Genomic DNA, 14,572 nt, shown 5'->3' on the forward strand with positions numbered 1-14,572 from the left:
AAATCATGTACTTTTGAGGCCTTAATTCAAGAATAAAAACAGCTTCATTTGAAAAATACAATTCAGCCACCAATAGCTAAAAAAATACCGAAAGCATTACAGGTTCATAACGATACCCGAATCGATAATTATTATTGGTTGAACGATAAGGAAAACCCCGAAACCATAGCGTATTTAAATGCAGAAAACGCATACACAAAACAGATGATGCAGCATACGGAAGGTTTTCAAAAGGATTTATTTGAAGAAATGAAGGCGCGCATTAAAGAAGACGATACCAGCGTACCTTACAAGCTTAATGGCTATTGGTACATTACGCGTTTTGAAAAAGGCAGCGATTACCCCATTTATGCCAGAAAAAAGGAAAGTTTAGAAGCGGAAGAGGAAATTTTATTCGACTGCAACCGCATGGCCCAAGGTTTAGCCTATTTTAATTTAGGAAGCATTGCCATTAGCCCAAATAATAAATTGGCAGCGTTTTCAACCGATACGGTAAGCAGACGCCAATACACCATTCAAATTAAAAATCTGGAAACAGCGGAGGTTTACGCCGATAAAATTTTAAATACCACGGGAAGCGTAACTTGGGCAAACGATAACAAAACCTTATTTTATGCCATGAAAGACGAGGTTACACTGCGCTCTTTTAAAATCTTTAAACATAAACTGCACACCGAAACAAACGAGGATATCGAGGTTTTCCATGAAACTGACGACACCTTCAACACCTTTGTTTATAAATCGAAATCCAGAAAATACATCATTATAGGGTCTTCGAGTACGTTGAGTTCGGAATACCGCATTTTAAATGCCGATACGCCTGACGGTGATTTCAAAATATTTCAAAAAAGAATTACGGATTTAGAATATAACATTGCACACTTTAACGATGCCTTTTATATCATTTCAAACATTGATAAAGCCACTAATTTCAAGCTTTCAAAGACAAGTTCAACCACCACGGAAAAAGAATTTTGGGAAGATGTTATACCGCACAGAAAAAACGTTTTAATTGAAGATATTGAAATTTTTAAAAACTTTTTAGTGGTTAACGAACGCGAAAATGGACTCAATAAACTTCGTATTATTAAATGGGATGGGAGTGAAGATTATTATTTGCCGTTCAATTCAGAAACCTACACCACTTATATTGGCACCAACCCGGATTTTAACAGTGATACTCTACGTTACGGATATAGTGGACTAACGCATCCGAATGCTATTATTGATTATAATCTAAAAACCAAACAAAGCGAAATAAAAAAAGAACAAGCTGTTTTGGGTGGTAATTTTAAAAAAGAAAATTACAAATCCCAGCGCCTTTGGGCAACGGCAAGAGATGGTGTAAAAATACCCATATCGTTGGTTTATAAAAAAGGGGTAAAGTTAAACGGTAAAAACCCGTTATTGCAATACGCTTATGGCTCTTACGGTTCTACAATCGACCCTTCTTTTTCAACGATACGCTTGAGTTTATTGGATCGTGGATTTATTTACGCCATAACGCACATCCGCGGTGGAGAGTATTTGGGAAGGGATTGGTACGAAAACGGGAAACTGTTGACCAAAAAAAACACATTCACAGATTTTATTGATTGCTCTAAATATTTAATCGAGCAAAAATATACTTCCAGCAAACACCTTTACGCTTACGGTGGTTCGGCAGGTGGTTTGTTGATGGGCGCTATAATAAACATGAACCCAGAATTGTACAACGGTATTTTAGCAGCGGTTCCGTTTGTTGACGTCGTTACTACCATGCTCGATGATACCATTCCGTTAACCACCGGAGAATACGATGAATGGGGAAACCCAAATGAAAAAGAATTTTATAATTACATGAAATCCTATTCACCGTATGATAATGTAGAAGCCAAACACTATCCGAACATGTTGGTAACAACAGGTTTGCACGATTCGCAGGTGCAATATTGGGAACCCGCAAAATGGGTCGCGAAATTAAGGGAATTAAAAAAAGACCATAACAAATTATTATTGCACACCGATATGGATTCTGGCCATGGTGGTGCTTCGGGGCGCTTTGAAAGCCTAAAGGAAGTAGCCTTAGAGTATGCTTTTATTTTAGATTTAGAAGGAATTAGTGCATAACAAAAAAATTGCTTATTTTTGCCAAGTTTTAAGTTACAAATATTTTTAGTAATATTGAGTAGCTTTTAAAAAGCATTTATGAAACAAAACAATCAGGTTTTTGATAATGTATTAGACTTAATAGGCAACACACCGCTTATTAGACTTAATAAAATCACATCAAAATTTAAAGGCAACTTTTTTGCTAAAGTAGAAGCTTTTAATCCAGGTCATTCTTCAAAGGATAGAATAGCATTACACATTATAGAAGAAGCAGAACGAAAAGGAATTCTTAACCCAGGTGATACCATCATTGAAACTACTTCGGGCAATACAGGTTTTAGTATCGCCATGGTTAGTATCATTAAGGGCTACGATTGTGTTTTGGCAGTAAGTTCTAAATCGTCGGCAGATAAAATAGACATGCTCAAAACCATGGGCGCCAAGGTTTATGTTTGTCCCGCGCACGTTAGCGCAGACGATCCAAGATCGTATTACCAAGTCGCTAAACGTTTGCACGAAGAAATTAAAGGTTCGGTTTATATCAATCAGTATTTCAATGAATTGAATATTGATGCACACTACCTTTCTACCGGTCCGGAAATTTGGAATCAAACCGAAGGCAAAATCACACACTTGGTGGCGTGTAGTGGTACTGGTGGAACCATTTCCGGAACAGCTAAGTATTTAAAGGCGCAAAACCCAAACATTAAAGTTATTGGTGTTGATGCTTTTGGATCCGTGCTTAAAAAATACCACGAAACCAGAGAGTTCGACGAAAAAGAAATTTATCCGTACAGAATTGAAGGTTTGGGCAAAAATTTAATTCCAACCGCAACAGATTTCGATACCATTGATGAGTTTGTTAAAGTAACCGATGAAGAAAGTGCGCACACTGCAAGATTAATTGCAAAAACCGAAGGGTTGTTTGTGGGCTATACTTCTGGAGCTGCCATGCAAGCGGTTGCTCAATTGGATGAAATTGGCGAATTTAATGAAAACGACAATGTTGTTATTATATTTCCAGATCACGGATCGCGCTATATGAGTAAGGTTTACAGTGATAAATGGATGAACGAACAAGGCTTTTTTGATAGTGTTAACCACGAAACGGAAAAAACGGTTCAATACATAAAATAATGAACATAAAATATATACTAAAAAGAGCTTTATTTTTAAAATAAGGCTCTTTTTTTGGTTTAATATCAATCAAGAAATGATATAATGAATAATTGAACCTTAAAAATTATGTTCAAACAATTTAAATATTTAATTTTGCAGCAACTAACTAAAGAACTAAAAGCGTACATCTGCACAATTAAAGTGTTACACATGTTTGTTTTTTCATAGCAAAAAAGATTTATAATAAATGAAAGATTTATTCGAAAAGATTTACAAGGATAAAGGTCCGTTAGGTAAATGGGCATCTCAAGCTGAAGGGTATTTTGTATTTCCAAAATTAGAAGGAGAGATTTCAAATCGCATGAAGTTCCAGGGGAAAGATGTCATCACTTGGAGTATCAACGATTATTTAGGCTTGGCAAACCACCCCGAAGTTCGAAAAGTGGATGCACAAGCAGCAGCAGATTACGGTTCGGCTTATCCTATGGGAGCAAGAATGATGTCTGGTCACACAGATTTGCACGAAAAACTTCAAGATGAATTGGCTGAATTCGTTAATAAAGAAGCGGCTTATCTTTTAAATTTTGGTTATCAAGGCATGGTATCTACCATTGATGCTTTAGTTGCTAAAGATGATATTATAGTTTACGATGTCGATGCACACGCCTGTATTATTGATGGGGTACGTTTACACATGGGTAAACGTTTTACATATAAGCATAACGATGTTGAAAGTTTAGAAAAAAACTTAGAGCGCGCTACCAAAATGGCCGAACAAACCGGTGGCGGTATTTTGGTTATTTCCGAAGGAGTATTTGGAATGCGCGGGGAACAAGGGCGTTTAAAAGAGATAGTAGCACTTAAAAAGAAATATAACTTCAGGTTTTTTGTTGATGATGCCCATGGTTTCGGGACATTAGGAAAAACAGGCGCCGGAGCAGGAGAGGAGCAAGGCGTTCAAGACGGGATTGACGTGTATTTTGCAACATTCGCAAAATCTATGGCGAGTACGGGCGCTTTTATTGCCGCCGACCAAGAAATTATTGATTATTTAAAATACAATTTGCGCTCTCAAATGTTTGCTAAATCACTTCAAATGCAGTTAGTGGTTGGGGCATTAAAACGTTTGGAAATGCTAAAAACAATGCCAGAGTTAAAACAGGATTTATGGACTATTGTTAACGCCTTACAATCTGGATTAAAAGCACGTGGTTTCGATATTGGTACAACTCAAAGTTGCGTTACCCCAGTGTATTTAAAAGGTAGTATTCCAGAGGCTATGGCGTTGGTTAGAGACTTGCGTGAAAATTACGGAATATTCTGTTCTATAGTGGTTTACCCGGTGATACCTAAAGGATTGATTTTACTTAGAATGATTCCTACGGCAACACATACTTTAAAAGATGTTGAAGAAACCTTAGATGCTTTTGATGCGATTAGAGACCGATTGGAAAACGGAACGTACAAGCGTTTATCGGCAGCGGTAATGGCGGCCATGGGCGAGTAATTACAACGTATTTAGAATATAAAAAAATCCGATTCATTAAAATGAATCGGATTTTTCTTTTAACGTAGAATCGTCTGTTTTTTTTTGTGCTTAAAAGCGATATCTTTTACAAGATGTCTTTTCTAAATGTACATCGTCTTTTATGGGTTACGGGCTTAAAGTTTTTCCAAAGTTTATGGATAGCTTCATTGTCATCCAGTTCAGGTCCTCTAACGCATAACTCAATACCTTTCTCCTTAAAGGTTTTATAAAATTCTTCAAAAATAATAGCCGTAATACCTTTGTTTTGATATTCTGGTAAAACCCCGATTAAATAAAAAGTTACGGTTTTAGCATGCTTTTTAGCGTGCAATAAGTGCTTTATTCCAAAAGGGAATAATTTACCCTTCATTTTTTGTAAAGCTTCAGCGTACGAGGGTGTTACAATGCCAAAACCAATCAATTTGTCATCTTTGTCCAATACAAACTTCACGTATTCCGGATTTAAAAAACCAATAAACTTCTTTTTAAAATACGCTTTTTGCTCGTGGTTGATTTCTACAAAGGAAGAAAGTGTTGCGTGCGATTTTGAGAAAACCTCAAACATTTCATCGGTATAAGGCATAATATCCTTATTCTTTGTAAAATTCAAAGCCTTTAATTTGTAGCGTCTTTTTATTAAATCTTGGATTTTCGAGAAATACTCAGGAAGAATATTTTTAAACTCCATTTTGTTCTCAGAGTAGGTTTTTGCAACCTCAAAACCTAGTTTTTCAAAATGTGTCGCATAATACGGGTGGTTGTGCCATGTAATCATGCTGCCTATTTCATCAAAGCCATGCGTTAGCACGCCAACCTTATCCAAATTGGAAAACCCTACAGGGCCTTCGATAAATTCTAAATTATTGGCCTTTCCAATTTCATTGACTTTTTCCAACAGTTTTTTAGTCACCTCAATATCGTCAATAACATCAAACCATCCAAAGCGCATTTTCTTTTGGTTTTGTTTGTTGACCTCTATCCAGTTGATAATACAAGCAATTCTGCCAACAATCTCATTGTCTTTATAAGCTAAAAAAAAGCGCGCATCGGCATCGTTAAATGCTGGATTTACATTTTTATTTAATGTTCTTACTTCTTCTGAAATGATAGGAGGTACCCAGTATTTCGAGTCTTTATAAAGCTTAAAAGGAAACTTTACGAAAGTTTTTAGGCCTTTTTTGGTGGTTACTTCTTTAAGTGTAATCATATATTATTAACGAAAAATCTTGACTGTTTTAATTATCAAAATCGGTATCTCTTCTTTTTTGCTTTTTCTTTGATTCTGCAGCGTCTTTATTTTTGACTTTTTTGTTTCTTCTTGATTTTCTTTCTAATTCATCTTCGGCGGAATTGCCGTTGTCAATTTCTTTGTCCTTATGAAAATCCAATCTGTACGACGCCCCTAAGTTAACGCTAAAAACAGATGGTGTGTCTTTGGTGTTAAAGGTAAGGGCAGTATCCAGCTGAAAGTCCTTCCCCCATAAATAAGCGCCCCCAAATCTAAACAAATTATCGGCATAAAAATCACTTTTAATACCTTGTGCCTCCCCAAATATTACCCATTTTGGGCTAAAGGAATGCGTTAGGGTTAGTATGTATTGAAAATCGGACTGATCTGTGCCAATTCTATCTTTAATTAAATTAATTACCATAACCCAACCGCCGGCAAAATTATTTTGGGTGGCCACCATAACTTTAGGGCTAAAACCTTCAATTCCGGGGGCTGTGTATGGGTTTTGCTTGGTGTCGTAATTTGCGCCCAAATAAACTGAAACAGCTGGAATTAACGAGCTCCATTTAAAGCGATTATTAGCTTTCCAGCTATATAAATTAGGCTTGTCGTTCTCGGAATTTTTATAAGGGTCATAAATCAAATATTTTGCACCAACACTTACAAATTTAAAATTTGAACGCGCATCTTCAGCTGCTAAATTAGAGGTGTATGTTTTGGTGTCGTTTTGATACGTGCCTTCCACATTTAACTCCAGTTCTTCCCAAAGCAAGCCGTATCGTGCTGCAAAATCCACTCCAAAACCAGAAACTTCAAAAGCCATAGCGGGCGTTCTTTTTTCTTTTATGATATATGGGCCAACTTCAAATTGCGCAACGTTTGTTCCCACAGAAAATGCACTACGTGAAACACCTGGTCGGTTGGAGTTAATAACATCTGTATATTGACTAAAAGCCTGTGTGCTAACTAAGCTTAGTAGTAAAATTAAGGTAGATTTGATTGGGTTCATAATGAATGTTTTGTAAAATATCTATAATTTATAGTTATGTAATACTTTCACTAATTATTATATAGGATGCTCAAATATAGATATTTTATACTTTTTTTATCATTTTTAAGGGTTTTTTAAATGTTTAGAATCGTATTTTTGTATAAATTTTTAAAAAAAGTCTATAATGGGTTTATTAAGAACCATACTTATTATTGTGTTGGTATATTATGGCATTAAAGTTCTTTCTAGAATATTTGCACCTTTTTTGATTAAATATGCCGCTAAAAAAGCCGAAAAACAATTTGGTGAACAATTTGGGCAATTCAGAGGAAAACAAGGACAAGAAAAGCCAATACGCGAAGGCGAAGTGACTATTGATAAAATGCCAAACACTAAAGCATCAAATAAAAAAGTGGGCGATTATGTGGATTTTGAAGAAATAGAATAATCTTCTTTTGCCATTTTCGTACAGACCGAAATCTTAACAATTAAATTTTGATTCTTTTAGGTTAAGTATATCTCGAAAATAATAGTTAATTTCACAACCATTGTTTTTAACACATTTTCATGCAATTTTCATTTAAAAAAACACTTCCGCACTTACTTGTTTTAGTAGGTTTTGTAATACTTTCTTTAGCTTATTTTAGCCCTGTTTTAAAAGGGAAACAGATTTTTCAAAGCGATATCGTGCAATATATTGGCATGAGTAAACAGCAAAAGGATTTTCGTGCTGAAACCGGAGAGGAAACCTATTGGACAAATAGTGCATTCAGTGGGATGCCAACTTATCAATTGGGTGCGAAGTATCCGCATAACTATATTAAAAAATTAGACTTGGCCTTGCGGTTTTTACCCCGACCGGCCGACTATTTATTTCTGTATTTGTTGAGTTTTTATGTACTTTTACTCGTTTTAAAAGTCGATTTTAAGCTCGCCGCCATTGGTGCTTTGGCCTTTGGGTTTTCAACGTATTTAATCATCATTCTTGGGGTTGGACATAATAGTAAAGCACACGCCATTGCTTACATGCCGTTGGTTTTAAGCGGTATTCTGCTCACGTTCCAACGAAAATACATAACTGGTTTTTTACTCACCGTTGTCGCTATGGGTTTGGAAATTGTGGCAAACCATTTTCAAATGACCTATTATTTAATGCTATTGGTTATCGTATTGGGAATCGCTTATTTAATCGATGCTTATAAAAAGAAGATATTGCCGCATTACTTTAAATCTGTCGGTATTTTATTTGCTGCGGTTTTTTTGTCGATTGCATTAAATGCGACCGGGATTCTGGCCACTAAAGAATATGTAAAAGAAAGCACACGTGGTAAAAGTGAATTGACCATTAATCCCGATGGCACGCCAAAAGAGGCAACTTCAGGTTTGGATAGAGACTATATTACCCAGTTTAGTTACGGGATTTTAGAAACGTTTAATCTTTACATTCCGCGTTTTATGGGTGGCGGAAACGGTGAGAACCTCGGGAAAGACTCCGCTACTTACGAGGCTTACAGGAAATTAGGCGCATCGCCAACACAGGCTTTACAAGAATCGAAGCGCGCGCCCATGTATTGGGGCAATCAACCCATTGTTGAGGCTCCGGCTTACATAGGGGCCGTTGTTTTGTTTTTGTTTGTATTTGCCTTATTTCTGGTAAAAGGCCGCTTAAAATGGTGGCTCGTTGGCGGTACCATACTATCGCTATTGTTATCCTATGGAAAGAATTTAGGGTTTTTAACGGACTTTTTTATTGATTACGTGCCGCTTTACAACAAATTTAGAGCCGTAAGTTCCATTCAAGTTATTTTAGAATTGTGCATTCCGGTTTTAGCGATTTTCGGATTAGTTAAATTATTTAACGATTTTGAAAAGAAAGAAGAGAAACTAAAAGCTTTAAAGTTTTCGGCAATGATAACCGGTGGTGTAGCTATTCTGTTTCTGTTGTTTAAATCATCCTTCGATTTTGCTGGCGTAAACGATGGGTTTTACCGCCAAAATTACGGTCAGGCATTTATTGATGCGATCAAATCCGATAGAAAGGCGATTTTCACCCAAGATACCATGAGAACGCTGATTTTGGTGCTGCTATCTGCTGGTGTTATTTGGGCTTTTTTAAAAGACAAGCTAAAGGAAAAATGGGCTATGGTGGCGTTTGCTGCACTTATTCTTTTTGATTTAGTAGGTGTTGATAGGCGCTATGTAAACAACGATAATTTTGTTTCGGCAATGCAGGTTAATCAACCTTTCACTAAAAGCGAGGCCGATAAGGAAATACTAAAAGACACAACACATTTTAGGGTGTTGGATTTGGTTTCTGGGCAGTCAAAACCATCGTATTACCACAATTCATTAAGCGGTTATCACGCTGCAGGGTTGAAACGTTACAGAGAGGTTTCCGATTGGTATATTTCACAAAACAACATCAATGTGCTTAATATGTTAAACACAAAGTACATTATTGTTCAAGACGATAACGGTAATCCTGTGCCTTACACCAACGAAGAAGCCAACGGAAATGCGTGGTTTGTAAAAACCTTAGAACGCGTTAATTCTGCAAATGAGGAAATTAACGCATTAGATAGTTTAGATAATAAGAATAAAGCAATTTACACCTATGTTAACAAGCCGAAAGATTTGTTGAAAGAAAGTAGGGCTTATAACTCCTTTGATGTTGATTCTCTAGCTTCAATTGAATTGATTGAAAACAAACCGAATTATCTAAAATACGAGTCAAATAATTCAAATGATGGGTTTGCAGTATTTTCCGAGGTGTACTACGGTAACGGTTGGAAAACATTTATTGATGGAAAGGAAGCAGCGCACATGCGTGTAAATTACACGTTGCGAGGCATGGAGATTCCAGCAGGCAAACACATAATTGAGTTTAGTTTCGATCCAGATGTTGTTAAAACAGGTAGTAAAATTGCATTGGCAAGTTCCGTCCTTTTTGGATTATTGCTTTTGGCTGGTTTGTTTTATGAATTTAAAAAGAAATAGTTTGTCATTCCTGCAAAGGCAGGAATCTTTAAAATTGAAACTAAATTAAAAATGGATTCCCTTCTTTGAGGGAATGACAAAGATGGCAAAAAGAAAAGTACTCATCATAACCTATTATTGGCCACCATCAGGTGGTCCGGGTGTTCAGCGTTGGTTAAAGTTTGTTAAATACTTGCCAGAATATCAAGTGGAGCCTATTGTTTATATTCCGGAAAACCCAAATTATCCTTTGGTAGATGAAAGTTTAATTGATGAAGTTTCAGAAGACTTAACGATACTAAAACACCCCATAAAGGAACCTTATAAATTAGCTGGGTTGTTTTCCAAAAAGGCATCAAAAACCATTAGTAAGGGGATTATTTCTGAGAAAAATAAGCAAAGTTTTATTGAAAGAGTGATGCTTTACATCCGTGGTAACTTTTTTATTCCAGATGCTCGTAAAAACTGGGTAAAGCCTTCAGTAGCTTATCTTTCGAATTATATCTCTGAAAACAATATAAGTACCGTGATCACTACCGGTCCGCCACACAGCTTGCATCTTATTGGGTTGCAATTAAAAGAAAAACTAGGGGTAAAGTGGTTGGCAGATTTTAGAGACCCGTGGACTACGATTGGTTATCACAAACAACTAAAGCTAACTAAAAGCGCACAACAAAAACATAAAACGCTTGAAAAAAAAGTTCTTAATGCTGCCGATCAAATTATTGTGACCAGTTCGGTGACTAAAAAAGAATTTAAAAGCCATACCACAAAGCCTATCGAGGTGATTACAAATGGGTACGATTATGAGTCCGTTGGAAAGGTTGAGTTGGATACTGTTTTTTCAATGGCGCATATTGGGTCGTTATTATCCAAAAGAAACCCCAAAGTTCTTTGGCAGGTTTTAAGCGATTTAATTAAAACGAATGATGGTTTTGCTAAAGATTTTCAACTTAATTTTGTTGGTGCAGTTAGCGAAGATGTGCTTCGTTCAATCGAAAAAAATAATTTAAGTGATTATACAAATAATGTGGGTTATGTTTCACACAATGAATCGATTAAATTTCAAAAAAAATCACAAGTATTGTTGTTGATTGAGATTGATTCAGAAGACACTAAATCAATTATTCCTGGTAAATTATTTGAATATATGGTTTCAAACCGACCTATTTTAGCCTTGGGACCAAACGGGTCGGATGTCGAAAAAATCATAAAAGAAACCAATACCGGCAACTACTTTTATTACGATGATTATGAATCGTTAAAAACAACTATATTAACACATTATAAAGCCTATAAAAACAACGCATTACAGTCGCATGCCATTAGCTTGCAAAAATATAGCAGAAAATCGTTAACCGCATCTTTATCTAAATTATTATAATGGGCATTGTTGCAACGCAATCTTTTAAAAACATCATATCCACGTATTTGGGTTTTTTTGTTGGTGCAATAAATACCTTGTTTCTGTACACCGAGTTTTTAAGCGACGAATACTATGGTATGGTAGGCTACATGCTGTCTTTGGCCTATGTTATTATGCCGTTAATGGCCTTTGGCGTGCACAACACTTTGGTGAAATTTTATACCTCATTTAAAACACGCGTGTCGTTAAATAGCTTTTTGACTTTAATGTTGTTTTTGCCTTTGTTGATTATTTTTCCGCTCATTATCATTACACATTTTAGTTACGACATGATTGGGGGATTTTTATCGACTGAAAACCCCATCATAGAAAATTATTTGTGGCATACGGTATTTATCGCCATTTCTTTAGCGTATTTTGAAGTGTTTTTTGCGTGGACCAAAGTGCAAATGCAAACCGTGTTTGGTAATTTTATGAAAGAAGTGTTCCATCGTGTTGGTACTATGATTTTACTATTCTGTTTGTATTTTAACGTGGTTGATGTAGAGCAGTTTATGGTGGGATTGGTAGTTGTTTATGTATTGCGAATGCTTGTGATGAAGTTGTACGCATTCAGTATTAAGCTCCCTGTTATCATCTTTAAAAAAGTTGCTTATTTAAGCCCTATTTTAAAATATTCGTTTTTAATCATTATTGCGGGTTCCATCGCTACGATTCTGTTGGATATTGATAAAGTAATGTTGGGGCATTATATTCCAATCGAGCAAATTGCATATTACAACGTGGCTATTTTTATTGCCGCCGTTATTGCGGTGCCGCAACGCTCAATGCATCAAATATTGTTGCCATTATCGGCCAAATATTTAAACGAAAGGGATTTTGATTCCTTAAAGGATTTATACAAACGAAGTTCGCTAAACCTGTTTATTGTTAGCGGATTTATCTTTTTGTTAATTGTGCTCAATATCAATCAGCTTTACAACATCATTCCAGAAGAATTCAACAATGGATTATTTGTGGTTTTTATAATCAGCGTTTCTAAATTATATGACGCCATTTTAGGAAGCAATAATGCTATTTTGTTCAATAGCGATTATTACAGAATGGTGTTGTTTTTCGGGGTGATCTTGGTAATTGTAATGATTCTTTTGAACATCCTTTTTATACCGCTTTACGGTATTAATGGCGCCGCATTAGCTACCTTTTTAGCTGTATTTTTATATAACACCATTAAGCTGTTTTTTGTTTACAGAAAATTTAAAATGCTGCCTTTTAGTGCAAATACTTTAAAAATAGGAATGTGTATTCTTATTGGGGTATTACTGTTTTATTTCTGGGATTTTTCTTTTCACCCAATCCTTAACATCGTTTTAAAGACGGCAGTTATCACCGTTTTATACGGTCTCGTTATTTATTTGTTTAAGTTTTCGGAAAACATCACTGAGCTTATTGATAAAGTAATACAACGTAAATAAATTCAGCACAGGCAAGCTCAGGTTGACGTAAATTTTGCCATTTAGATAGACTCTAGTTCAACCATCAATTTGCAATGCATGGTTTCGCAATTTTTTAAACATGGGGTTTCATTGAAAAAAGAAAACCCCACGAATTTGCTTTGAGGCAAACTTATCGTGGGGCTTTCCAACTAACCAACCAAAATTGTTATGATCTTCTTCTCGAAGTCGATCTTGTATTTTTATTACTAGAGTTACTTCTGCTTTGTGTTGCTCTTGGTTTACTTTTTGTAGACCTTGAAACGGTTCTTTGTGTCGTTTTCGGTTTACTCGTTCTAGTTACTGTACGTTGCGCAGTTCTAGGTTTGTTTTGAGTAGTTCTTGTAGCTACACGTTGTGTATTTCTAGTTGTTTTCTCTCTTTTACTATATGTACGAGTATTTGCGTTATTTGGTTTTCTGGTAACCGAAGTATTTCTAGTTCTGGTTACTGTTCTGGTATTATTTACATTTGGTCTTGTAGTTCTAGTAACGCTTTCTCTGGTTCTTTTATTATCATTTGCACGTGTATTGGTTCTAGTTGTACTTGTTCTAGCATCATCACGTCTTGTCGATGTTCTTCTATTAACGTTTTCAGAATTAGCTCTAGTATTTCTGTTTACGGTCGAAGTATTATTTCGTCTTGACGCATTTACTTGAGCCACATCTCGTCTAGAATTGGCACGTCTGTTTATTTCTGTTTTATTTCTAGTGCTTCGGTTAACCGTTGCATAATTTCTATTTCTATAAACTTTATGTCCACGTCTTGTGGCAATAGCGGTTCTTGGTCTGTAGTTGTTATAAAACGGTCTGCTGTACGTGTATCGAACCGGGTTGTAATATTGTCTATAAGGTCTGTTGTAAACTACGCAGTAATCGTAAGCCGGAACACTGTAATACCTGTGCCAAGGTTTGTAAACATAATGCCTGTTATAAATGTTTATAAATCCAGAAAAATGTGAGTAGCGGTTGTAACGGTTATAATGCACATATAAACCACCAACACGCGAAATATAACCATGTCTGTTGTAGTGAATATTTACATTACCAACTTGACTTACACGTCCGTAGTAATCATAATAAATTGGGGTGTTTTCTATTTGAATAATGGCACCGTACTCATCGTATTGCACGTAAGCGTTGTAATCGTAACCCGAATTAAAACTGATGCTAACATTTGGCGAACCAATAGACACGCCCAAACGCGAGTTGCCTCTTAAAATATTAAAATCGAATTGCCCATCGCGGAACACCGAAAACTCAATACCATCTTCTACAAAAATGAAAGAATTGCCATAACCTCCATAATAAGTTGCTGTTGAATTTGCTGTGGCGTTGGTTGTGGTTGCGGTAGCAGTAAACCCTGAAAGGACCAAACCTGCTAATAAGAATATAAATTTTTTCATAATTGTGTGTTTTAATTGTGTTACGCTTATGTATTTACAAACAACGTGCCAAAAAACGGGAACGTATTCTAAAGCCTTTAAAATCAACGAACAATGGTTGATAACTTATTTTTAAGTTGAAATGGAATTGATTGGTTTTGTACGAAAAATTTATGAAATATGTAATATATTGGGTGTCAAATAATAAATTTATTTTGTGTCGATTCATATAATCGTAATAAAAAAACTCGAAACCTTATAAGATCTCTAGTTTCTTCTTCATCAACTTCAACAAATACCTATTAGCAACTGCCAAAAAAGTATTTGTATTAAACAGCAAAAATAAAGTAACTTTCAAAACTCAATTCGGCTAATGTAGAAAACATATAAAAT

10 protein-coding genes are annotated in these 14,572 nt (G+C 35.7%); 7 read left to right on the top strand and 3 right to left on the bottom strand.

Features of this window, described 5'->3' with window-relative positions; translation table 11 throughout:
* Window positions 1–48: 48 nt before the first annotated feature.
* The 3 genes from ACN5J7_RS10365 (at window position 49) to ACN5J7_RS10375 (ending at window position 4,717) form a co-directional block, all read left to right on the top strand.
* Window positions 49–2,109 carry a S9 family peptidase gene (locus ACN5J7_RS10365; RefSeq protein WP_418603828.1) on the top strand — a complete coding sequence of 687 codons (2,061 nt, stop codon included), beginning with the start codon at window positions 49–51 and terminating at the stop codon, window positions 2,107–2,109.
* A gap of 78 nt (window positions 2,110–2,187) precedes the next feature.
* Window positions 2,188–3,228, top strand: coding sequence for a cysteine synthase family protein (locus tag ACN5J7_RS10370; protein WP_311938489.1), 1,041 nt, complete (start codon window positions 2,188–2,190; stop codon window positions 3,226–3,228).
* A 229-nt stretch (window positions 3,229–3,457) separates the two neighbouring features.
* On the top strand, window positions 3,458–4,717 hold the full coding sequence (locus ACN5J7_RS10375) for an aminotransferase class I/II-fold pyridoxal phosphate-dependent enzyme (protein WP_311938487.1): 1,260 nt from the start codon (window positions 3,458–3,460) through the stop codon (window positions 4,715–4,717).
* A gap of 106 nt (window positions 4,718–4,823) precedes the next feature.
* On the opposite strand, the gene ACN5J7_RS10380 is transcribed toward ACN5J7_RS10375, so the two are convergent.
* On the bottom strand, window positions 4,824–5,945 hold the full coding sequence (locus ACN5J7_RS10380) for a GNAT family N-acetyltransferase (RefSeq protein WP_418603829.1): 1,122 nt from the start codon (window positions 5,943–5,945) through the stop codon (window positions 4,824–4,826).
* A 28-nt stretch (window positions 5,946–5,973) separates the two neighbouring features.
* Entirely contained in the window at window positions 5,974–6,978 is a 1,005-nt protein-coding gene (locus tag ACN5J7_RS10385) for a transporter (protein WP_418603830.1), read from the bottom strand.
* A 166-nt stretch (window positions 6,979–7,144) separates the two neighbouring features.
* On the opposite strand from ACN5J7_RS10385, the gene ACN5J7_RS10390 reads away from it, so the two are divergent.
* From ACN5J7_RS10390 to ACN5J7_RS10405, 4 genes are all read left to right on the top strand, one after another.
* A complete protein-coding gene (locus tag ACN5J7_RS10390; protein ID WP_418603831.1) occupies window positions 7,145–7,408 on the top strand; it encodes a DUF4834 family protein in 264 nt (87 codons plus the stop codon).
* 119 nt (window positions 7,409–7,527) lie between these two features.
* On the top strand, window positions 7,528–9,957 hold the full coding sequence (locus ACN5J7_RS10395; protein ID WP_418603832.1) for a hypothetical protein: 2,430 nt from the start codon (window positions 7,528–7,530) through the stop codon (window positions 9,955–9,957).
* An 82-nt stretch (window positions 9,958–10,039) separates the two neighbouring features.
* Complete coding sequence (locus ACN5J7_RS10400) at window positions 10,040–11,320, top strand: glycosyltransferase family 4 protein (RefSeq protein ID WP_418603833.1); 1,281 nt, start codon at window positions 10,040–10,042, stop codon at window positions 11,318–11,320.
* Window positions 11,320–12,777, top strand: a complete 1,458-nt coding sequence (locus ACN5J7_RS10405) for a polysaccharide biosynthesis C-terminal domain-containing protein (protein WP_418603834.1) — start codon at window positions 11,320–11,322, stop codon at window positions 12,775–12,777. Before ACN5J7_RS10400 ends, ACN5J7_RS10405 begins: the two co-directional genes overlap by 1 nt.
* Window positions 12,778–12,964: 187 nt before the next feature.
* On the opposite strand, the gene ACN5J7_RS10410 is transcribed toward ACN5J7_RS10405, so the two are convergent.
* Window positions 12,965–14,200: a hypothetical protein gene (locus ACN5J7_RS10410; RefSeq protein ID WP_418603835.1), complete on the bottom strand. Its 1,236-nt coding sequence runs from the start codon at window positions 14,198–14,200 to the stop codon at window positions 12,965–12,967.
* Window positions 14,201–14,572: the final 372 nt, after the last annotated feature.

Source organism: Hwangdonia sp., assembly GCF_048381975.1.
Classification (GTDB): domain Bacteria; phylum Bacteroidota; class Bacteroidia; order Flavobacteriales; family Flavobacteriaceae; genus Hwangdonia; species Hwangdonia seohaensis.